Raw genomic sequence first — 19825 nt, 5'->3', positions numbered from 1 at the left:
GGATTGTGCCGGGCAAAAGAAAAAGCGGCCCGTGGGCCGCTTTCTGGATCCCCGCCTGCGCGGGGATGACGGTCGCTCGCGACGCTCAGTTTTCCTTCTTCTCTTCCTTGTTCTCCACGACCTGGGTCTTGGAGACGATCACCGGGCGGCCCTTCAGCTGGTTGAGCGCCTGCACGAGCTGGAAGTCCTTGTCGCTGCCGAATTCCGGCGGCGTCTTGCGCTCGTTCGGGCCCTTCTTGGCCTCTTCCTCGGCGCGCTTGCGGGCTTCCTCGCGGGCCTTCTCGCGCGCCGGGTCCTTCACTTCCGCGCCCTGGCCGGACATCAGGTGCTTGTCGAGGTCGGCTTCACGGGTGCGCAGCACCGAGAAGATGTTGCCCTCTTCGCTCTCGTCCACCATCACGTCGGGCACGATGCCCTTGGCCTGGATCGACTTGCCGCTCGGCGTGTAGTAGCGCGCCGTGGTCAGCTTCAGGCCGGTATCCGGGCCGAGCGGACGCACCGTCTGCACGGAGCCCTTGCCGAAGGTCTGGCTGCCCAGGATGGTGCCGCGATGGTGGTCCTGCAGGGCGCCGGCCACGATCTCGGAAGCGGAGGCGGAGCCTTCGTTGACCAGCACCACCAGCGGCACCGACTTCAGCTGCGCGGGGATGCGGCGCAGCGGGTCGGCCCCCGCGCGGCGCTGGTAGAACTCCGGCGCGGCCTTGTAGACGAACTTGCTTTCCGGCAGCTGGCCGTTGGTGGACACCACCGTCACGTTCTCGGGCAGGAAGGCCGCCGAGATCGCGACCGCCGCATCGAGCAGGCCGCCCGGGTCGTTGCGCAGGTCGAGCACCATGCCCTTGAGGTTGGGCTCCTGCTTGTAGAGCTCGTCGACCTTGCGCACGAAGTCTTCGACGGTGCGCTCCTGGAACTGCGACAGCCGGATCCAGCCGTAACCGGGCTCGACGATCTTGCCCTTGACCGACTGGGTCTTGATCTCCTCGCGGGTGATCGTCACCGGGAAGGTGCGGTTCTCGTCCTTGCGGTAGATCGTCAGCATGACCTTGGTGTTCGGCTCGCCGCGCATGCGCTTGACGGCCTCGGCCAGCGACAGGCCCTTGACGGCCGTGTCGTCGATCTTGGTGATCAGGTCGCCGGTCTTGAGGCCGGCACGGAAGGCGGGCGAGCCTTCGATCGGGGACACCACCTTGACCAGGCCGTCCTCCTGCGAGATCTCGATGCCCACGCCGACGAAGCGGCCGGACGTGCCTTCCCGGAATTCCTTGAAGGACTTCTTGTCGAAGTACTGCGAATGCGGGTCGAGGCTGGAGACCATGCCGGAGATGGCGTCCGTGATCAGCTTCTTCTCGTCGACCGGCTCGACATAGTCGGTCTTGATCATGCTGAACACGGCGGCCAGCTGTTGCAATTCTTCCAGCGGCAGCGGCGCGAGCGAGCCACGGGCGACGGTCTGCAGCGAGACCGTGGTGAGCGCTCCGGCGAGGGCGCCTACGGTGATCCAGCCGGCGATCTTGAGTTTGTGGCTCATGGGTCGGTCTTTAGTCCTCTCGACTTCAATATACACCTGAGAAACCTCTCTGATGCGCACCCCGTATCAGGGGTTCCCGGGGGCTCTCCGTGCCGTGTGAAATAAACGCGGATTGCCGCAGGAACCGTCCTACACGGGGTGTCGGACCCGTTCGCGGCTGGGGCAGGGTGGCTCAGGCGGCGCGGCCCTGGGCGGCCACGGCCGCGGCAGCCTTGGCCGCCGCCTCGGCGTCGCCCAGATAGTAGTGGCGGATGGGTTTCAGGTGCGTGTCCAGCTCGTAAACCAGGGGAATGCCGTTGGGAATGTTCAGGCCCACGATCTCCTCGTCGGAAATGTCGTCCAGGTACTTGACCAGGGCGCGCATCGAGTTGCCGTGGGCGGCCACCAGCACCCGCTTGCCCGCCTTGATCGCCGGCGCCATCGACTCGTTCCAGAACGGCAGCACCCGCGCCACCGTGTCCTTGAGGCACTCGGTGCGGGGGAATTCGGCGTCCTTCACCTTCTCGTACCGGCGGTCGGAGCGCTCCCAGCGCGGATCGTCCTCGGTCAGCGCCGGCGGCGGGGTGTCGTAGCTGCGGCGCCAGACCAGCACCTGCTCGTCGCCGAACTTCTTCGCCGTCTCCGCCTTGTTCAGGCCCTGCAGGGCGCCGTAGTGGCGCTCGTTGAGGCGCCAGGAATGCACCACCGGCAGCCAGGTGCGGTCCATCTCGTCCAGCACGTGCCACAGCGTGCGGGTGGCGCGCTTCAGCACGCTCGTGTAGCACAGGTCGAAGTCGTAGCCCTCCTGCTTCAACAGGCGGCCGGACTGCACGGCCTGCTCCAGGCCCAGCGGCGTGAGGTCGACGTCGGTCCAGCCGGTGAAACGGTTTTCCAGGTTCCAGGTGGATTCGCCGTGGCGGATCAGGACGAGCTTGTACATGGGTGACGGGTGAAGGTGGGTGGAAGTCAGGGGAAACCCGTCATTCTAGAATCGCGGGTTGGCCGGGATCCGACCGGCGCGAAGAAAGGAAAGAGCTGTATGAATGTCCTGCCGTTTCTGGTCCACAACTGGGCGCTGGTGCTGATCGCCGTCGTCTCCGGCACCCTGCTGCTGTGGCCCGGCATCGCCGCCGGCTCGGCCGGGGGCCTCTCGCCGGACGGGGCGGTGCAGCTGATCAACCGGGAAAAGGCGATCGTCGTCGACGTGAGCGAGGCCGAGGAATTCGCCGGCGGCCACATCCGCGGCGCCCGCAACGTGCCCGTGAACGAGCTGCAGACGCGCCTGCCGGAGGTGGCGAAGAACAAGACGGTGCCCCTGATCCTGGTGTGTGCCAGCGGAGCTCGCGCCAAGCGTGCACTGGGGGTGGCGAAAAGCCTGGGCTACGACAAGGCTGTCGTGCTGGGTGGCGGGCTGAAAGCCTGGCGGGACGCTAATCTCCCGCTGGAAAAAGCCTGAACCAACCCCATTTGACGAGAATGCAGCCAGTCAAGATGTACACCACGGCCGTTTGCCCTTATTGCATCCGCGCCAAGCAGATCCTGAAGTCCAGGGGCGTCGAGCAGATCGAGGAAATCCGCATCGACATGCAGCCGGAGGAACGCGCGAAGATGATGGAGATCACCGGGCGGCGCACCGTGCCGCAGATCTTCATCGGCGACACCCACGTGGGCGGCTGCGACGACCTGGTCGCGCTCGACGGGCGCGGCGGCCTGCTGCCCCTGCTCAAGGGCGCGGCGGCCTGAGCGGCTTTCGCCTGCCTGCGGGCCTGAGATAATGGCCCGCTGACGCAAACTGCGCCCGCCGGGAGCGTCTCCCGGCGGGCTTTTTCATTCCGCAACCGAGGCAGAGAGATGGCCGACAACAACGAACCCGTGTTCCAGATCCAGCGTGTGTACATGAAGGAAGCTTCGCTGGAGCAGCCCAACAGCCCGGCCATCCTGCTGGAGCAGGAGCAGCCCAGCGTGGACATCCAGCTCGGGGTCGAGGCGCAGCAGGCCGCCGACGGCGTGTACGAAGTGGCCGTGGCCGCCACCGTCACCACCAAGCTGAAGGACCGCACGGTGTTCCTGGTGGAAGTGAAGCAGGCCGGCATCTTCGAGATCCGCAACGTGCCGGCGGAGCAGATGCAGGCGATCATGGGCAGCGCCTGCCCGCAGATCATCTATCCCTACCTGCGTGCCAACGTGTCGGACATCATCACCCGCGCCGGCTTCCCGCCGGTGCACCTGGCGGAGATCAACTTCCAGGCGATGTACGAGCAGCAGCAGGCGCAGCAGGCGCAGGGCGGCCAGTCCTCCCCGATCATCACCTCCGCCTGAACCGGTTGACCGTCCCCCGGCCCATGGACATCCTGGTGCTCGGGGCCGGCGCCTGGGGCACGGCGCTGGCCATCAACGCCGGCCGGCGCCACCGGGTGACGCTCTGGGCGCGCGATCCGGCGCAGGCCGCCGCGATCGTCCGCCAGGGCGAGAACGCCCACTACCTTGCCGGCCACCGCCTGAGTGCGGGCGTGCGCGTGGCCTCGCGCGCCGACGGTGCTCCGCGCGCGCTCGCCGCGCGCCACGAGCTGGCGATCATCGCCACGCCGATGGCGGCGCTGCGCCAGATGCTGGTGGAACTGGCCGGGAGCCCCTGCCCGGTCGCCTGGCTTTGCAAGGGCTTCGAGGCGCCCGTGTCGCGCCCCTACGGCCTGCTCGGTCACGAAGTGCGGGCCGAAGTCGCGCCGCAGCTCGCCGCCGGTGCGCTCAGCGGCCCCAGCTTCGCGCAGGAAGTCGCCGCCGGCCAGCCCACCGCGCTGGTGGCCGCGAGCGATGCGGCTTCGGTGCGCGAAGCGCTGGTGGCGGCCTTCCACGGCCCCAGCATGCGCGTCTACGCCAACGACGACCTGGCGGGCGTGGAGGTCGGCGGCGCGGTGAAGAACGTGCTTGCGATCGCCACCGGCCTGTGCGATGGCCTGGCGCTGGGCCTCAACGCGCGGGCGGCGCTGATCACGCGCGGCCTGGCGGAGATGACGCGCCTGGGGCTCGCACTGGGAGCCCGGCCCGACACCTTCATGGGCCTGTCCGGCCTCGGCGACCTGGTGCTTACCGCCACGGGCGATCTGAGTCGCAACCGGCGCGTGGGCCTAATGCTGGCGCAGGGCCGCACGCTGCAGCAGGCGGTGGATTCGCTCGGCCACGTGGCCGAAGGCGTCTACAGCGCGCGCACGGTGGTCGAGCGTGCCGGCCGTCTGGGCGTGGAGATGCCGATCGCCGCGGCGGTGGTGGACCTGCTCGATGGCCGCGTCTCGCCGGCCGAAGCCGTGGCCGCGCTGATGGGGCGCGATCCGGCGGACGAGCGGATCTAGCGGGCAACGCCTTTATTCCGTCCGTTACCTAGGGAGCTTCCCGGAGCCGGCGCGCTGGGGGGCCGAATTAGCCTGCGGGTCCCCACAACGAACCGGAGTCTTCGCATGCGCCGCCTTCCCCTCGTCCTGACCGTCGCCTCCGCCGCCGCCGCTCTCGCCGGCGCGGCCTTCCTCGGCACCATGGCGCCCGCCTTCGCGCAGGGCGCCAACATGAGCTTCTTCGTCACCAGCGCCAACCCCGGCAAGGGCGCCGACTTCGGCGGCCTGGCCGGCGCGGACCAGTACTGCACGACGCTGGCTTCGGCTGCCGGCGCCGGCGGCAAGACCTGGCGAGCCTACCTGAGCACCACGGGGGCCGGAGGCGTCAATGCGCGCGACCGCATCGGACGCGGGCCGTGGGTGAATGCCAAGGGCCAGACGATCGCCGCCAACGTGGACGAACTGCACGGGACCAACAAGCTCACCAAGCAGACCGCATTGGACGAAAAAGGCGAGATGGTGATGGGCCGCGGCGACGCCACCAACATGCACGACATCCTGACCGGCTCCACGCCCGAAGGGCGCGCCGCCACCGGCACCGAGGACACGACCTGCGGCAACTGGACCAAGAGCGGCGACGGCTCGGCCATCGTCGGCCACCACGACCGCATGGGCCTGCGCGACGACGCGCCGTCGAAGTCCTGGAATTCCTCGCATCCGAGCCGCGGCTGCAGCCTGGAAGCCTTGAAGGCGACCGGCGGCGACGGGCGGCTCTACTGCTTCGCCGCCAATTGAGCGGTCACAGGCTGGGCCGGGCCCGCGCGGGCCCGCTCACGCCTGCACCGGATCCGTGATCTTCGCCAGCGCTTCGCGCAGCTCCTCCAGCCTGGAGGGCCGCACGACGCGGGCGACTTCCTGGCCATCCTTCAGGAAGATCAGCGTCGGCCACAGCTTCACCCGGTAGCTGCGCCCGAGGGGGCGGCCCGGGCCGTCTTCCACCTTCAGGTGGCGCAGCTGCGGCTGCGTGCCGAGCGCCTCGGCGATCAGCGGCTGGGCATTGCGGCACCAGCCGCACCAGTTGGTGCCGAAATCCAGCACCGTCGCTCCGGCATACGCATCCACCTCGGCGCGGGCCGGCTCGTTCGGGGCATAGGTCGAGTTCATGCAGCCATTGTCGGGCCGGATGCGTCAGGCGCCGTCAGCGCCGCCCGCCTCCGACTGTGGGAGGCCTCTAGTCCAGCACGAGCTGGGTCTGCGTCACCACCGAGCAGAGCCTGCCCTGCGCGTTGCGGATGCTGGTCTGCCACACCATGGTCGTGCGGCCGCGGTGCAGAGCCACGCATTCGCCGGTGACGGTGGTGTCGACCGCGGCCCCGCCGATGAACTTGGTGCTGGAGTCGGTGGTGGTGGTGCGCTTGCCGTGCGGCAGGTTCAGCACCGTGCCGACGGCGCCCAGCGTGTCGGCGAAGGCCATGTGGGCGCCCCCGTGCAGGATGCCGCCGGCCGTGCACAGCTCCGGCCGCACGCGCAGGGTGGCGACCACGCGCTCCGGCGTCGCCTCGGTGAGCTGCACGCCCATGAGGCCGGGGAAAAGCGGTTCGAGCAGTTGCTGGATCTCGGCGAGGTTCATCCGCCGCACTCTAGCGGCGCAGCGCCGCGGCTGGCAACGGGGGCATGCGGCGGCGGTTATGCTCGCCCCATGAGTGGCGTGTTCGATTTTTCTTCCTCCGCGGTCGCGGAACTGGCCCGTGCGGATGCCGCCCGGGCGCTGGCCGAGGACGTGGGCGCGGGCGACCTCACGGCGGCCCTGGTGCCCGAGGGCCGGCGCGCGCAGGCCCGCGTGCTGGCGCGCGAGAGCGCGGTGATCTGCGGCGCCCCCTGGGCCGAGGCGGCGCTGCGCCAGGTGGACCCCGGCGCCAAGCTGGAGTGGCTGGTCGGCGAGGGCCAGCGCTGCGAGGCCGACCAGGTGGTCCTGCACATCGAGGGTTCGGCCCGCGGCCTGCTGACCGCAGAGCGCACGGCCCTGAACTTCCTGCAGCTGCTGAGCGCGGTGGCGACCAAGACGGCGAGCTACGTGGAGGCGGTGCGGGGCACCCGGGCCCGCATCGTGGACACCCGCAAGACCCTGCCGGGGCTGCGGCTGGCGCAGAAGTACGCGGTGACGACCGGCGGCGGCCTGAACCACCGCATCGGCCTTCATGACGCCGTGCTGATCAAGGAGAACCACATCGCGGCGGCCGGCGGCATCGTGCCCGTGCTGCAGGCGGCGCAGCGGCTGGCCGCGCAGGCGAGCTTCATCGAGATCGAGGTGGAGACGCTGGCCCAGCTGCAGGAGGCGCTGGATGCCGGGGCCAAGATGGTGTTGCTGGACAACATGGACCTGCCCACGCTGCGCGAGGCGGTGCGCCTCAACGCCGGCCGGGCCATCCTGGAGATCTCCGGCGGCGTGACGCTGGAGACCCTGCGCCCGCTGGCGGAAACCGGGGTCGACCGCATCTCCATCGGAACGCTGACGAAAGACGTGAAGGCCACGGACTTCTCCATGCGCCTGAAGGAAATGCCATGAGCGCCGTGATCCCGATCAAGGACGTCGAGTACGAGCATCCCCTCCCTGGCAATGCCTGCGACACCAAGCACGCCTGGGCCCGCGTGCCGCAGGAGCCCGCGCCGGCCGAGCGCGCCGCGCTGAAGGACAAGGTCCGGCGCCTGCTGAAGGAACGCAATGCGGTGATGGTGTCGCACTACTACGTGCACCCGGACCTGCAGGACCTGGCGGAGGAGACCGGCGGCATCGTCAGCGACTCGCTGGAGATGGCGCGCTTCGGCCGCGACCATCCGGCCCAGACCCTGGTGGTCTCGGGCGTGAAGTTCATGGGCGAGACGGCCAAGATCCTGTCGCCGGAAAAGCGCGTGCTGATGCCGGACCTGGATGCGACCTGCTCGCTGGACCTGGGCTGCCCCGACGAGGAATTCGACGCCTTCTGCCAGCAGCACCCGGACCGCACGGTGGTGGTCTACGCCAACACCAGTGCGGCGGTGAAGGCGCGCTCGGACTGGCTGGTCACCTCCAGCTGCGCCCTGGACATCGTGCGGGCGCTCAAGGAGAAGGGCCACAAGATCCTGTGGGCGCCCGACAAGCACCTGGGCAGCTACATCCAGCGCGAGACGGGCGCCGACATGGTGTTCTGGAACGGCTCGTGCATCGTGCACGACGAGTTCAAGGCCTTCGAGCTGGAGGACCTGAAGAAGCAGTATCCGAACGCGAAGGTGCTGGTGCACCCCGAGTCGCCGGCGGACGTGGTGGCGCTGGCCGATGCGGTGGGCTCCACTTCGGCGATCCTGAAGGCGGCGCGCGAGATGGATGCGCGCGAGTTCATCGTGGCCACCGACAACGGCATGATGCACAAGCTGCGCACGCTGAATCCGGACAAGGTGTTCATCGAAGCGCCCACGGCCGGCAACAGCGCCACCTGCAAGAGCTGCGCGCATTGCCCCTGGATGGCGATGAACGGGCTGGTGGGCCTTGCGCACGTGCTGGAGACGGGCGCGAACGAGGTGACCGTGGACTCCGCGATCATCGAACGCGCCCGCGTGCCGATCGACCGGATGCTGGCGTTCACGGCGGCGCTGAAGTCGGGGCAACCGGCGGGCGCGCTGGTGCCGAACATCGGGGCGGCGTAGGCGGGCGCAGCGAAAGCGCTGGGCTTTCGCTGGCGCTCCAGCACCAGCCTACGAGACAGCCGGCCAGCCGATGAGACAGCCGGCGCCAGCCCGCGAGGGTCAGTTCCCCGCTGGCAGGGTTTCGAGCAACTGCTTCACCTCCTCCGGCAGCACCAGCACCTCCGGCTGCGTGATCACGCCGATGGCCAGGGCGTCCAGGCCATCGACCATGGCGCACTGGAAGCTCACGTCCGGCTGCTTCAGGCACTCGATCACGCCGCGCGGCGTGCCGTCCTGGCGAAAGCGGCTGGGGTGGAAGGCGTAGACGATGTCCTCCGCATGGCGCGGGTAGACCGTGCGCTGCAGCAGCCCGGGCGGGTACTTGCCGTCGGTGAGGCTGCGGATCACCCAGGCCATGCGCGGGGCCAGCTGCGTGAGCGGCCGGGGATGCGCGTCGGTCGTGTGGGCGCCGTGCAGGCCCACCATGGTCACCTCGATCGGCCGGCCGTCGGAGAAGAAGCGCTCGGCGCCGCCCAGGAAGATCAGGCCGCAGGCCGATTCGCACTTGCCGGAGACCGCCGTCGGCAAGCCCTCGGCGCGGATCCGGTGGCCCACCTGGTAGCCGTTCCAGAGGTCGCCGCCGGGGCTCTCGTGCAGCAGCACCAGCTTCACCGGACCCTCGGCGAGGTGGTTGCGCAGCTGCACCAGCTCGTTGCCGGTGACCGGGCCGGACATCACCAGCACGCCTTCGACGAGGTGGAAGTCCATCGCCTGCACCGCCGCCGCGCCGGACGCGAGGGCGCAGGCGAGGGCGAAGGCAGGCAGGCGGCGCGACCGCATGGTGCCCCCCTTATAGCAAGTGCGCCCGGCGGGCGCCAGCGACTCAGGCCAGCGGCCGCTCGTAGCCGGGCGTCAGGGTCGTGGGAACCGCCTCCGGCGCCATTTGCGGGTAGTCGCGGCTGAAGTGCAGGCCGCGGCTTTCGTGGCGCGAGCGGGCGGAGCGCACGATCAGGTCGGCCACCGTCACCAGGTTGCGCAGCTCCAGCAGGTCGCGCGTGACGTGGAAGGCGCTGTAGAACTCCTGGATCTCGCCCTGCAGCAGCTCGATGCGGTGCGCCGCCCGGTCGAGCCGCTTGTTGGTGCGCACGATGCCCACGTAGTCCCACATGAAGCGGCGCAGCTCGTCCCAGTTGTGCGAGATCACCACCGCCTCGTCGGCGTCGGTCACGCGGCTGTCGTCCCACTGCGGCACCGGCGGCACCGCGGGCAGGGGCGTGGCCAGGATGTCGTCGGCGGCGGAGCGGGCGAACACCATGCACTCCACCAGCGAGTTGCTGGCCAGGCGGTTGGCGCCATGCAGGCCGGTGTAGGCGGTCTCGCCGATCGCATGCAGGCCCGGCAGGTCGGTGCGGCCGGAGAGATCCGTGTGCACGCCGCCGCAGGTGTAGTGCGCCGCCGGCACGACCGGAATCGGTTCGCGCGTGATGTCGATGCCCAGGTCCAGGCAGCGGGCGTAGATGTTCGGGAAGTGCTCCTTCACGAACTCCGGCGGCTGGTGCGAGATGTCCAGCAGCACGCAGTCGAGGCCGTGCTTCTTCATCTCGAAGTCGATCGCGCGGGCGACCACGTCGCGCGGCGCCAGCTCCAGCCGCGCATCGTGGTTGGGCATGAAGCGCGTGCCGTCCGGCAGCATCAGCCGGCCGCCTTCGCCGCGCACCGCTTCCGAGATCAGGAAGTTCTTGACGTGCGGGTGGTACAGGCAGGTCGGGTGGAACTGGATGAACTCCATGTTCGTCACCCGGCAGCCGGCGCGCCACGCGGCCGCGATGCCGTCGCCGGTGGCCGTGTCGGGGTTGGTCGTGTACAGGTAGACCTTGCCCGCGCCGCCGGTGGCCAGGATGGTGTGCGGCGCGCGGAAGGTCACCACTTCGTCGGTGCGCTCGTCCAGCGCGTAGAGCCCCAGGCAGCGGTTCGGCTGCTGCCCCAGCTTGGCGGCGTAGATCAGGTCCACCAGCATGTGGTGTTCCAGCAGCGTGATGTTGGGCGTGCGCTTCACGCGCTCGATCAGCGTCTGCTGCACCGCCGCCCCGGTGGCGTCGGTCACGTGCACGATGCGGCGGGCGCTGTGGCCGCCCTCGCGCGTGAGGTGCAGGTGGCCGTCCTCCTCGGAGAAGGGCACGCCCAGCGTGCGCAGCCACTCCACGCTCTGCGGCGCGTGCTCCACCACGAAGCGGGTGGCCGCGGGGTCGGACAGGCCGGCGCCGGCGACCAGCGTGTCGTCCACGTGGCTGTCGAAGCTGTCGTTGCGGTCCATCACGGCCGCGATGCCGCCCTGGGCCCAGCCGCTGGAGCCGTCGGTCAGGGCGCGCTTGGTGAGGATCGCCACCCGGTTGGTGGGCGCGAGGTGCAGTGCGGCGGACAGGCCGGCGAGGCCGCTGCCGACGATGAGGATGTCGAAATCGCGAGGAATGGCTTGGCTCACGACGGGTCCCGTGGGATGTTGTTCTTGGGGGTCAGGCCGGCTGGTAGGCGAGCCGGACGTAGATGGGGGCGTAGGCCTCGGCCTGCGTCACCTCGATGAGGGTTTCCTTGGCGAGCTCCAGGGTCGCGATGAAGGTCACGATCAGCACCGGCACGCCCTTGGCGGGATCGAACAGCTGCTCGAATTCGATGAACCTGCGCCCCTGCAGCTTCTTGAGCACGAGGCTCATGTGCTCGCGCACCGACAGCTCCTCGCGCGTGATCTTGTGGTGCTGCACCAGCCTGGCGCGGCGCAGGATGTCGCGCCAGGCCTCCTGCAGGTCCGCGATGTGCACGTCGGGGAAGCGCGGCTGCAGCGACTGCTCGATGTAGACCTGGGCGCGCAGCACGTCGCGGCCCACCTGCGGCATCTCGTTGAGGCGGAAGGCGGCGGCCTTCATCTGCTCGTATTCGAGCAGGCGGCGCACCAGTTCGGCCCGCGGGTCCTCCGCTTCCTCGCCTTCGGCGGTCTTGCGCGGCGGCAGCAGCATGCGCGACTTGATCTCGATCAGCATGGCCGCCATCAGCAGGTATTCGGCGGCGAGCTCCAGGTTGCGCTCGCGGATCTCGTCGACGTACTGCAGGTACTGGCGGGTCACCGCCGCCATCGGGATGTCGAGGATGTTGAAGTTCTGCTTGCGGATCAGGTACAGCAGCAGGTCCAGCGGGCCCTCGAAGGCCTCGAGGAAGACCTCCAGCGCATCGGGCGGGATGTACAGGTCCTGCGGCAGGGCGAACAGCGGCTCGCCATAGAGGCGCGCGAGCGCGACCTGGTCCACCACTTCGGGCAAACCGGTGGCATCGGCGACGGCCGGCTGGGCCGGCAGCTCCGGCAGGCTCGTGTCGCTGCTGTCCATCGAGGGGCGCGTCAGCGGCGCCCGCGCGGGTCGTCGCCGTAGGCGTAGGGCTTGGCCGGCACCCGGGCCTGCTTCCACTCGTCCAGCAGCTCGCGGTCGAGGTGCTTGTCCCACCAGATCGCCCGGCCGGCCCGCTGCTGCGCCTCCAGGTCGGGCTTGTCGGCCTTCATCTGCTCGATGAACTGGGTCACGTCGGAGCGGTAGTCCGGACGGCGGAAGATGCGGAGGAGAAGGCTGGCCATGGACCGATTTTACCCGGGGGGTCGCCCCGGGCCCTTTGACGCCGCTCAGGCTGCCACTTCCTCCGAGGCGACGTGTTGTTCCAGCTCGGTCAGGAAGCCGGCCCGCTCGATCACCTCCTTGGGCTGTTCGTGCAGGTTGACGACGGCCAGCGAGCCCTGGCGCAGCAGGATCACCTTGTGCAGCTGGCGCAGCGCGTCCAGGCCGGAGGTGTCCAGGTGCACCAGGTGCAGCGCGTCCAGCACCACGTTCGATCCCGGCGGCAGGCTTTCCACCGCCTGCACGATCGGGTCGATCTTGGCGGTGGCGCCGAAGAACAGCGAGCCGTACAGGTCGTAGCGCAGCGTGCCGTCCTCGGTGGGGACCATCTCCACGCTGAACAGCGAGCTCATGGTGCGGATGAACAGCACGCAGGCGGTGACCAGCCCCACCTGCACGGCCACCGTGAGGTCGAAGACCACCGTCAGCGCGAAGGTGCCCGTCATCAGCAGCCGGTAGTGCAGGCTGTACTTCTTCAGGTGCGCGAACTCGCGCCACTCGCCCATGTTCCAGGCCACGAAGCCCAGGATGCCGGCCAGCACCGCCAGCGGCACCAGCAGGGCCAGCGGTGCCGCCACCAGCACGATCACGGCCAGCGTCACCGCGTGCACGATGCCGGCGACCGGCGAGGTGGCGCCGGCGCGGATGTTGGTGACGGTGCGGGCGATGGTGCCGGTGGCGGGCATGCCGCCGAAGAAGGGCACCACGAAGTTGGCGAGGCCCTGCGCCATCAGCTCCTGGTTCGGGTCGTGCCGCGGCATGCTGGAGACCTGGTCGGCCACCCGCGCGCACAGCAGCGATTCGATGGCGCCCAGCAGCGCGATGGTGAGCGTGGGCGTCACCAGCAGCTTCACCGTCTCCCAGCTGAAGTCCGGCAGCTGGAAGGCCGGCAGCCCCTGCGGGATGCTGCCGAACTTGGTGCCGATGGTCTCCACCGGGAAGCGGAAGTACCAGGCCAGCGCGGTGAGCGTGGCCAGCGCCACGATCGGCCCCGGGATGCGGGCGCCGACCTGGCTCGCCTCCTCCATGCCCGGGATGTGCTGGGCGAGCTTCTTGACCGGCGACTCGGCGTGCCACAGCCGCGGCCACAGGAACAGGCCGACGAAGCAGGCGGTGCCGAGCGCGAAGGCGAAGGGGTTGAAGGTGTCGAGATGGGAGCCGATGGTGCGCAGCTGGGCGAAGAAGTCCGCCGGCATCTTGGCGATGGAGAGGCCCAGCCAGTCCTTCAGCTGCGAGGCGGCGATCAGCACCGCGATGCCGTTGGTGAAGCCGATGACGATGCTCACGGGCACGTAGCGCACCAGCCGCCCGAGCCGCAGCAGCCCCATGGCGAACAGCAGCACGCCGGCGCAGGCGGTGGCGATCAGGAGGTTGGCGAGGCCGTAGCGCTCCAGGATGCCGTAGACGATGACGATGAAGGCGCCCGCCGGGCCGCCGATCTGCACGCTGGAGCCGCCGAACAGCGAGATCAGCAGGCCGGCGATGATGGCCGTCCACAAGCCGGCTTCGGGCTTGAGGCCGGAGGCGATGGCGAAGGCCATGGCCAGGGGGAGGGCGACGATGGCCACGGTGAGGCCGGCGCCGAGGTCGCGGCTGAAACGGGCGCGGTCATAGCCGCGCAGCGCGTCCAGCAGGCGGGGACGGAAAGCGAAGGAAATCAAGAAGAACTCCGGAAGTCGAACGGATGCGTGCTGATTCCGTTCGCTGCCGGAGGGCCGCAGTGATGCAGCCGGGTGATGAAGCGCCTGCGCCGGGACAGCGGCAGGAGCGGCGGGGTGGCCATGGCGCGATTTTACGCCCAAGGCCTTACACGTAGGCAGGGACTTACTTTGCCCCTGCGCCGCGTGCGGCAGCCCGCGCTTCGTTGATCTGGCGCGTTGCCCGCAGCCCACAAAGCGCTCGCGCTGCGCGCTCGCGGGTGAAAAAATTCGAGCCAATGTCATGGGGCCTCGGAGCCGCGACCGTGCCGCGGCTGGACTGGATGCTGCTGCTGGTGGCGGGCTGGCTCCTGATCGGGCTGGTCGGGGTCGTCGCGCTGCGCCGCTTCCACTTCGTGGCCCACGTCCTGTTCCCCCTCGGCGGCGCCCTGGGCCTCGCGCTGCTGGCGCTCGCCCTGCCTGCGGTGTTCGCGCCGGCGCAGGCGCGCGTGCTGCCGGTGGGCCTGCCCACGCTGCCCTTCCACCTGCGCCTCGACGGCCTCTCGGCCTTCTTCCTGATGGTGATCGGCGGCGTGTCGGCGGGGGTGTCGGTGTTCGCGGCCGGCTACTTCCGGCGCGCCGAAGGCACGCCGCCGGGCCTGCTGTGCCTGGAGTACCACCTGTTCCTGGCCAGCATGACGCTGGTGGTGCTGGCCGACGACGCCTACGCGTTCATGGTGATGTGGGAGACCATGGCGCTGTCCTCCTATTTCCTCGTCACCGCCAACCACCGGGTGCCGGAGGTGCGCCGGGCCGGCTATCTCTATCTCGTGATGGCGCACATCGGCGCGGTGGCGATCCTGCTCTGCTTCGGCGTGCTGCAGGCCAACACCGGCGACTACACCTTCGCCAACATGCGCGCGCAGCAGCTCACGCCCTTCTGGGCCTCGATCGCCTTCCTGCTGGCGCTGCTCGGGTTCGGCGCCAAGGCGGGCCTGGTGCCGCTGCACGTGTGGCTGCCGGAGGCGCACCCCGCCGCACCCTCGCCCGTCTCCGCGCTCATGAGCGCGGTGATGCTCAAGACGGCGATCTACGGCGTGCTGCGCGTGTCCTTCGACCTGCTGGACACGCAGCTGTGGTGGTGGGGCGGGCTGCTGCTGGCGCTGGGGCTGGGCACGGCCTTGTACGGCGTGGTCTTCGCCGCCGTGCAGGTGGACATGAAGCGGCTGCTGGCCTATTCCTCGATCGAGAACGTCGGCCTGGTGTTCGCCGGCATGGGCCTCGCCCTCATCTTCGCGGCCTACCAGATGAAGGTGCTGGCGGCGCTGGCGCTCACGGCCAGCCTGTACCACGTGGCCAGCCACGCCCTCTTCAAGAGCCTGCTGTTCCTCAGCACCGGCTGCGTGCTGCACGCCACCGCCGAACGCAGCCTCGGCAAGCTGGGCGGCCTGATCCGCTACATGCCTTTCGTGGCCTGGGTCACCCTGGTCGGCACGCTGGCCAGCGCCGGCCTGCCGCCGCTGGCGGGCTTCGTTTCCGAGTGGCTGCTGCTGCAAAGCTTCCTGTTCACGCCGGGGCTGCCCGATGCGCTGCTGAACATGCTGATCCCGGTGGTGGCGGCGCTGATCGCCCTGGTGGCGGCGCTGGCCGGCTACACCATGGTCAAGTTCTTCGGCGTGATCTTCCTCGGCCAGCCGCGCGAGGAGAAGCTGGCGCAGGCGCACGACGCCGGCGCGTGGGAGCAGGCGGGCATGCTGTGGCTGGCGATCGGCTGCGTGGTGCTGGGGCTGCTGCCGGTGCAGTTCATCCAGTTCATCGACGCGGTCACGCAGCAGCTCGTAGGGGCGGGGCTCGGGCCGCAGCTCGCGGCGGGCAGCGGCTGGCTGCTGGCGCCCACCAGCGTGGAGCGCGCCAGCTACGGGCCGGTGATCTTCCTGCTCGGGGTGGCCGCCAGCTTCGCGCTGGCCTTCCTGCTGGTGCGCGGCCTCTACCACGGGCGCATCCGGCGCGCACCGGCCTGGGACTGCGGCCATCCCTGGCAGACCGCGCGCATGCAGGACACGGCGGAAGGCTTCGGCCAGCCGATCCGGCAGATCTTCGAATCCTTCTTCGTCATGCAGCGCGAGCTGCCGACGCCGTTCGACACGCAACCGCGCTACCGGGTGGTGGTGGAGGACCATTTCTGGCGCTGGATCTACCTGCCGCTGGTGGCCGTGGCGACGCGGCTGGCGCGCATCGTGGGGCTGCTGCAGCAGGGGCGCATCGCGGTGTACCTTCTCTACAGCTTCATCACGCTGATCCTGATGCTGCTGCTGGTGGTGCGGCGATGAATTTTTCCGCCGCGCTGGCCCAGGCCCTGGAGATCGTGGTGGCGCTCGCGCTGGCGCCGCTGCTTTCCGGCTGGGTGAACCAGTGGCGCGCGCGGCTGCAGAACAAGTCCGCGCCGGGCCTGCTGCAACCCTACAAGCTGCTGCACAAGCTGTTCCACAAGGACTCGGTGGTCGCAGAGCATGCCTCGCCGCTGTTCCGCGGCGTGCCCTACATCGTGTTCGGCTGCATGGCGCTGGCGAGTTCCATCGTGCCGACCGTCTCCACCGACCTGCCGCTGGCCCCGGCGGCCGATGCGATCGCGCTGGTGGGGCTGTTCGCGCTGGCGCGCGTCTTCATTTCGCTGGCGGCGATGGACATCGGCACCTCCTTCGGCTCGCTGGGCGCGCGGCGCGAGATGCTGATCGGCTTCCTCGCCGAGCCGGCGCTGCTGATGGTGCTGTTCTCGGCCTCGCTGATCTCGCGCTCCACCTCGCTCGCCACCGTGGTGCAGACGCTGGCGCACCGGGAACTCGCGATCTATCCGGCGCTGGCCTTCGCACTCGTGGCCTTCATCATGGTGGCGCTGGCCGAGAACGCGCGGGTGCCCGTGGACAACCCGGCGACGCACCTGGAGCTCACCATGATCCACGAGGCGCTGATCCTGGAATACTCCGGGCGCCACCTGGCGCTGATCGAATGGGCCGCGAGCCTGAAGCTGTTCGCCTATGCGTGCATCGGCATCGCGCTCTTCATGCCCTGGGGCATCGCCGAGGCGCAGGCGCCGCTCGAGATGCTGCTCTCGCTGCCGGTGCTGGTGCTCAAGCTCGCCGCCGGCGGCATCGGCCTCGCGCTGCTGGAAACCCTGGCCGCCAAGATGCGGATCTTCCGGGTGCCCGAGTTCCTGGCCTCGGCCTTCCTGCTGGCCGTGATCGGCATGCTGGTGCACCTGCTGCTGGCGGTGAGCCACTCATGAGCGCGCTCCTCACGCAAGCGATCAACCTGCTCGGCGCGATGCTGCTGATGCTGGCCTTCGCCATGATCGCGCAGCGCCGCATCCTGTCGCTGATCAACCTGTTCACGCTGCAGGGGCTGACGCTGGTGGTCTCCACGGTGGTGGTGGGCTATGCGACCGGGCAGCACCACCTGTACCTCTCGGCGGCGCTCACGCTGGTGCTGAAGGTGCTGCTGATCCCGTGGCTGCTGCACCGCATCGTGGACCGGCTGAAGATCCGCTGGGACGTGGAGACGCTGATCAACATCCCGACCACGATGCTGATCGGCATCCTGGTGGTGATCTTCGCCTTCAACCTGGCGACCCCGATCGCCATGCTCTCCACCTCGCTGGCGCGCGGCACGCTGGGCATCGCACTCGCCTGCGTGCTGCTGTCCTTCCTGATGATGATCACGCGGGCCAAGGCGGTGCCGCAGGTGATCGGCTTCCTGGCGATGGAGAACGGGCTGTTCTTCGCCGCCACCTCCGCCACCCACGGCATGCCCATGGTGGTGGAACTGGGGATCGCGCTGGACGTGCTGATCGGCGTGCTGATCCTCGGCGTCTTCATGTTCCAGATCCGCGAGCAGTTCGACAGCCTGGACATCCGCCACCTCGAAACGCTGAAGGACCAGTAGTGGAGATCGACGTCTTTTCCCTGGTCCTCGGGATCCCGCTGGTGGGCGGGCTGGTGCTGGCCTTCGTCGGCCATCGCGACGAGGCGCCGGAGATCAACGTGGCCTTCAGCCTGGGCTGCTTCCTCGCCGCCTGCGGGCTGACGGCGCGCGTGATCTCCGAAGGGCCGCTGTTTGCCTGGGGGCAGGAGTTCTTCATCGACCCGCTCAACGTCTTCCTGGTGACGCTGACCGCCTTCGTCGGCCTCACCACGGCGATCTTCTCGCGGCCCTACATGCGGGTGGAGCGCGACCACGGCAAGATGACGCCGCGGCGGCTGCGCCTTTACCACAGCATGTACCAGCTGTTCGGCTTCACCATGCTGCTGGCGCTGACCACCAACAACATGGGCATCCTCTGGGTCGCGATGGAGGCGGCGACGCTCACCACCGTGCTGCTGGTGAGCGTGTACCGCACCGCGGCCAGCCTGGAGGCCGCGTGGAAGTACTTCATCCTGTGCGGGGTCGGCATCGCGCAGGCGCTGTTCGGCACCGTGCTGCTGTACATGGCGGCCGAGAAGGTGCTCGGCTTCGAGGGCGGGGCGCTCTTGTGGACGCGGCTCGATGCCGTGAAGGCCACGCTGGACCCGAACGTCATGACGCTGGCCTTCGCCTTCCTGCTGGTGGGCTACGGGACGAAAGTGGGGCTGGTGCCGCTGCACAACTGGCTGCCGGACGCGCACGCCGAAGGTCCGACGCCGGTCTCCGCCGTGCTCTCCGGGCTGCTGCTGAACGTGGCGCTCTATGCGGTGCTGCGTTGCAAGGTGCTGGCCGACGGCGCGTTGCAAAGCCACCTGGCCGGCCACCTGATGATGGGATTCGGCCTGGTGTCGGTGGTCGCCTCGGCCTTCCTGCTGATCCGGCAGAAGGACGTGAAGCGCATGTTCGCCTATTCGTCCATCGAGCACATGGGGCTCATCACCTTCGCCTTCGGCATGGGCGGCCCGATCGCCAGCTTCGCCGGGTTGCTGCACATGACGGTGCATTCGCTGGTGAAGTCGGCGATCTTCTTCGCCGTCGGCCACGCGGCGCAGAAGGCGGGCACGCAGGTGATGGAGGACATCCGCGGGCTGATCAAGGTGAGCCCCACGGTGGCCTGGGGGCTGATGCTCGGTTCGCTGGCGATCCTGGGCATGCCGCCCTTCGGCGTGTTCGCGAGCGAGTTCCTGATCGTCACCACCGCCATGCGCGAACACCCCTGGGCCACGCCCTTCCTCCTGATCGCGCTGGGCGTGGCCTTCGCCACCGTCTTCAGCCGGGTGCAGCCGATGGTGTTCGGCGAGACCAACCTGCAGCGCCTGCCGCACCCGCCGGCGCTGGTGCCGGTGTTCATCCACCTGGGGCTCGGGCTGATGCTGGGCCTCTACATCCCGCCTTACCTGGACACCTGGTACCGCCAGGCGGCGCGCATGCTGGGAACCTGAGATGGGCATCACGCGCCTGGACCTCCCCTTCGAGCGCCTGCCGGCGCCGCTGCCGATGTGGCGCGCGCGGGTGGATCGAGCGCAGTGGCTCGCTGCCGCGGGCAGCGTGGCGCAGTCGGGCGGACGCCTCGTTGCCGTTTGGGGTTCCGAAAAATTGGGGTCAGATTCCAATTTCCGCAGGAAATTGGAATCAGACCCCAATTTTTCGATCAGCGCCGCGTACGGCGCCGAGCGCGGGCTCTATTGCGTCGAACTCCCGCTGGACGGCTCGCAGGCGCAGTACCCCGATCTCGCGCATCTCTTCCCCTGCGCCGCCCGCATGCAGCGGGCCGTGTCCGACCTGCTCGGCGTGCAGGCCGAAGGCGCCGAGGACCACCGGCCCTGGTTGAACCACGGCGCGTGGCCGGCCGACTGGCGGCCGCTGCGCCGCGCCGGCAGCAGCGAACCGGCCCCGCAGCCGCTGCAGGACTATCCCTTCGTGCGCGTGGAAGGCGACGGCGTGCACGAGATCCCGGTGGGGCCGGTGCACGCGGGGATCATCGAACCGGGTCACTTCCGCTTCTCCGTGGTGGGGGAGACGGTGCTGCGCCTGAAGGCCCGTCTCTGGTATGTCCACAAGGGAATCGAGGGCCTGGCGGCC

General features: G+C 69.2%; 21 protein-coding genes. 12 read left to right on the top strand and 9 right to left on the bottom strand.

Going from position 1 to position 19825, the window contains the following annotated elements:
- Window positions 1-85 precede the first annotated feature (85 nt).
- Both VFM98_RS12645 and gpmA read right to left on the bottom strand, forming a co-directional pair.
- Entirely contained in the window at window positions 86-1528 is a 1443-nt protein-coding gene (locus VFM98_RS12645) for a S41 family peptidase (RefSeq protein ID WP_325110278.1), read from the bottom strand.
- Between the two features lie 172 nt (window positions 1529-1700).
- The gene (gene gpmA / locus VFM98_RS12640; protein ID WP_325110277.1) at window positions 1701-2447 is read right to left on the bottom strand and encodes a 2,3-diphosphoglycerate-dependent phosphoglycerate mutase; all 747 of its coding nucleotides are present in this window, start codon (window positions 2445-2447) and stop codon (window positions 1701-1703) included.
- A 99-nt stretch (window positions 2448-2546) separates the two neighbouring features.
- Here gpmA and VFM98_RS12635 point away from each other — a divergent pair, with 99 nt between their 5' ends.
- The 5 genes from VFM98_RS12635 to VFM98_RS12615 all read left to right on the top strand — a co-directional run bounded on the left by VFM98_RS12635 (window position 2547) and on the right by VFM98_RS12615 (window position 5628).
- Window positions 2547-2963 (top strand): rhodanese-like domain-containing protein, encoded by a 417-nt coding sequence (locus VFM98_RS12635; RefSeq protein WP_414709018.1) that lies wholly within the window; start codon window positions 2547-2549, stop codon window positions 2961-2963.
- Between the two features lie 20 nt (window positions 2964-2983).
- Window positions 2984-3250 carry a glutaredoxin 3 gene (gene grxC, locus VFM98_RS12630; protein ID WP_325110276.1) on the top strand — a complete coding sequence of 89 codons (267 nt, stop codon included), beginning with the start codon at window positions 2984-2986 and terminating at the stop codon, window positions 3248-3250.
- Window positions 3251-3358: 108 nt separating this feature from the next.
- Window positions 3359-3826, top strand: coding sequence for a protein-export chaperone SecB (gene secB, locus VFM98_RS12625; protein WP_325110275.1), 468 nt, complete (start codon window positions 3359-3361; stop codon window positions 3824-3826).
- Window positions 3827-3849: 23 nt separating this feature from the next.
- Window positions 3850-4854: an NAD(P)H-dependent glycerol-3-phosphate dehydrogenase gene (locus tag VFM98_RS12620; protein WP_325110274.1), complete on the top strand. Its 1005-nt coding sequence runs from the start codon at window positions 3850-3852 to the stop codon at window positions 4852-4854.
- A gap of 105 nt (window positions 4855-4959) precedes the next feature.
- The gene (locus tag VFM98_RS12615) at window positions 4960-5628 is read left to right on the top strand and encodes a hypothetical protein (protein WP_325110273.1); all 669 of its coding nucleotides are present in this window, start codon (window positions 4960-4962) and stop codon (window positions 5626-5628) included.
- 36 nt (window positions 5629-5664) lie between these two features.
- On the opposite strand, the gene VFM98_RS12610 is transcribed toward VFM98_RS12615, so the two are convergent.
- Together VFM98_RS12610 and VFM98_RS12605 are read right to left on the bottom strand one after the other, a co-directional pair.
- A complete protein-coding gene (locus VFM98_RS12610) occupies window positions 5665-5997 on the bottom strand; it encodes a thioredoxin family protein (protein ID WP_325110272.1) in 333 nt (110 codons plus the stop codon).
- A 67-nt stretch (window positions 5998-6064) separates the two neighbouring features.
- Complete coding sequence (locus VFM98_RS12605) at window positions 6065-6463, bottom strand: PaaI family thioesterase (protein WP_325110271.1); 399 nt, start codon at window positions 6461-6463, stop codon at window positions 6065-6067.
- 69 nt (window positions 6464-6532) lie between these two features.
- On the opposite strand from VFM98_RS12605, the gene nadC reads away from it, so the two are divergent.
- Together nadC and nadA are read left to right on the top strand one after the other, a co-directional pair.
- On the top strand, window positions 6533-7399 hold the full coding sequence (gene nadC, locus VFM98_RS12600; protein ID WP_325110270.1) for a carboxylating nicotinate-nucleotide diphosphorylase: 867 nt from the start codon (window positions 6533-6535) through the stop codon (window positions 7397-7399).
- Window positions 7396-8514, top strand: coding sequence for a quinolinate synthase NadA (nadA, locus tag VFM98_RS12595; protein ID WP_325110269.1), 1119 nt, complete (start codon window positions 7396-7398; stop codon window positions 8512-8514). Before nadC ends, nadA begins: the two co-directional genes overlap by 4 nt.
- Before the next feature lie 99 nt (window positions 8515-8613).
- Here nadA and VFM98_RS12590 read toward each other — a convergent pair whose 3' ends face one another.
- From VFM98_RS12590 to VFM98_RS12570, 5 genes are read right to left on the bottom strand one after another with little or no spacing between them, the layout of a single operon-like run.
- Window positions 8614-9333, bottom strand: a complete 720-nt coding sequence (locus tag VFM98_RS12590) for a hypothetical protein (protein ID WP_325110268.1) — start codon at window positions 9331-9333, stop codon at window positions 8614-8616.
- A gap of 43 nt (window positions 9334-9376) precedes the next feature.
- Window positions 9377-10975 (bottom strand): L-aspartate oxidase, encoded by a 1599-nt coding sequence (gene nadB, locus VFM98_RS12585; RefSeq protein WP_325110267.1) that lies wholly within the window; start codon window positions 10973-10975, stop codon window positions 9377-9379.
- A 31-nt stretch (window positions 10976-11006) separates the two neighbouring features.
- On the bottom strand, window positions 11007-11870 hold the full coding sequence (locus VFM98_RS12580) for a ScpA family protein (protein ID WP_325110266.1): 864 nt from the start codon (window positions 11868-11870) through the stop codon (window positions 11007-11009).
- A gap of 11 nt (window positions 11871-11881) precedes the next feature.
- Window positions 11882-12112 carry a DUF3460 family protein gene (locus VFM98_RS12575; RefSeq protein ID WP_325110265.1) on the bottom strand — a complete coding sequence of 77 codons (231 nt, stop codon included), beginning with the start codon at window positions 12110-12112 and terminating at the stop codon, window positions 11882-11884.
- 45 nt (window positions 12113-12157) lie between these two features.
- Entirely contained in the window at window positions 12158-13810 is a 1653-nt protein-coding gene (locus tag VFM98_RS12570; RefSeq protein ID WP_325110264.1) for a SulP family inorganic anion transporter, read from the bottom strand.
- 275 nt (window positions 13811-14085) lie between these two features.
- On the opposite strand from VFM98_RS12570, the gene hyfB reads away from it, so the two are divergent.
- The 5 genes from hyfB to VFM98_RS12545 all read left to right on the top strand — a co-directional run.
- Window positions 14086-16116 (top strand): hydrogenase 4 subunit B, encoded by a 2031-nt coding sequence (gene hyfB / locus VFM98_RS12565; protein WP_325110263.1) that lies wholly within the window; start codon window positions 14086-14088, stop codon window positions 16114-16116.
- Window positions 16113-17069, top strand: coding sequence for a respiratory chain complex I subunit 1 family protein (locus VFM98_RS12560; RefSeq protein WP_325110262.1), 957 nt, complete (start codon window positions 16113-16115; stop codon window positions 17067-17069). Before hyfB ends, VFM98_RS12560 begins: the two co-directional genes overlap by 4 nt.
- On the top strand, window positions 17066-17725 hold the full coding sequence (locus tag VFM98_RS12555; protein WP_325110261.1) for a formate hydrogenlyase: 660 nt from the start codon (window positions 17066-17068) through the stop codon (window positions 17723-17725). Before VFM98_RS12560 ends, VFM98_RS12555 begins: the two co-directional genes overlap by 4 nt.
- Complete coding sequence (locus VFM98_RS12550) at window positions 17725-19185, top strand: hydrogenase 4 subunit F (protein WP_414709017.1); 1461 nt, start codon at window positions 17725-17727, stop codon at window positions 19183-19185. The genes VFM98_RS12555 and VFM98_RS12550 overlap by 1 nt, the downstream gene beginning before the upstream one ends.
- A 184-nt stretch (window positions 19186-19369) precedes the next feature.
- Window positions 19370-19825 (top strand): NADH-quinone oxidoreductase subunit C (locus VFM98_RS12545; protein ID WP_325110260.1); only part of this gene is annotated, 456 nt, incomplete at its 3' end.

The organism is Ramlibacter sp. (assembly GCF_035706265.1).
GTDB lineage: Bacteria > Pseudomonadota > Gammaproteobacteria > Burkholderiales > Burkholderiaceae_C > Ramlibacter.
Note: the sequence above shows the minus strand (reverse complement) of the source record. Positions and strands in the feature narration are given on the sequence as shown.

Excerpts from the sequence above, each read along its gene's own strand:
- VFM98_RS12580 (WP_325110266.1), bottom strand. The coding sequence starts at position 11,870 with ATGGACAGCAGCGACACGAGCCTGCCGGAGCTGCCGGCCCAGCCGGCC.
- nadA (WP_325110269.1), top strand. The coding sequence starts at position 7,396 with ATGAGCGCCGTGATCCCGATCAAGGACGTCGAGTACGAGCATCCCCTC.
- VFM98_RS12555 (WP_325110261.1), top strand. The coding sequence starts at position 17,066 with ATGAGCGCGCTCCTCACGCAAGCGATCAACCTGCTCGGCGCGATGCTG.
- VFM98_RS12645 (WP_325110278.1), bottom strand. The coding sequence starts at position 1,528 with ATGAGCCACAAACTCAAGATCGCCGGCTGGATCACCGTAGGCGCCCTC.
- VFM98_RS12575 (WP_325110265.1), bottom strand. The coding sequence starts at position 12,112 with ATGGCCAGCCTTCTCCTCCGCATCTTCCGCCGTCCGGACTACCGCTCC.
- nadC (WP_325110270.1), top strand. The coding sequence starts at position 6,533 with ATGAGTGGCGTGTTCGATTTTTCTTCCTCCGCGGTCGCGGAACTGGCC.
- hyfB (WP_325110263.1), top strand. The coding sequence starts at position 14,086 with ATGTCATGGGGCCTCGGAGCCGCGACCGTGCCGCGGCTGGACTGGATG.
- VFM98_RS12605 (WP_325110271.1), bottom strand. The coding sequence starts at position 6,463 with ATGAACCTCGCCGAGATCCAGCAACTGCTCGAACCGCTTTTCCCCGGC.
- VFM98_RS12615 (WP_325110273.1), top strand. The coding sequence starts at position 4,960 with ATGCGCCGCCTTCCCCTCGTCCTGACCGTCGCCTCCGCCGCCGCCGCT.
- VFM98_RS12590 (WP_325110268.1), bottom strand. The coding sequence starts at position 9,333 with ATGCGGTCGCGCCGCCTGCCTGCCTTCGCCCTCGCCTGCGCCCTCGCG.
- grxC (WP_325110276.1), top strand. The coding sequence starts at position 2,984 with ATGCAGCCAGTCAAGATGTACACCACGGCCGTTTGCCCTTATTGCATC.
- VFM98_RS12560 (WP_325110262.1), top strand. The coding sequence starts at position 16,113 with ATGAATTTTTCCGCCGCGCTGGCCCAGGCCCTGGAGATCGTGGTGGCG.
- VFM98_RS12635 (WP_414709018.1), top strand. The coding sequence starts at position 2,547 with ATGAATGTCCTGCCGTTTCTGGTCCACAACTGGGCGCTGGTGCTGATC.
- secB (WP_325110275.1), top strand. The coding sequence starts at position 3,359 with ATGGCCGACAACAACGAACCCGTGTTCCAGATCCAGCGTGTGTACATG.
- gpmA (WP_325110277.1), bottom strand. The coding sequence starts at position 2,447 with ATGTACAAGCTCGTCCTGATCCGCCACGGCGAATCCACCTGGAACCTG.
- VFM98_RS12610 (WP_325110272.1), bottom strand. The coding sequence starts at position 5,997 with ATGAACTCGACCTATGCCCCGAACGAGCCGGCCCGCGCCGAGGTGGAT.
- VFM98_RS12620 (WP_325110274.1), top strand. The coding sequence starts at position 3,850 with ATGGACATCCTGGTGCTCGGGGCCGGCGCCTGGGGCACGGCGCTGGCC.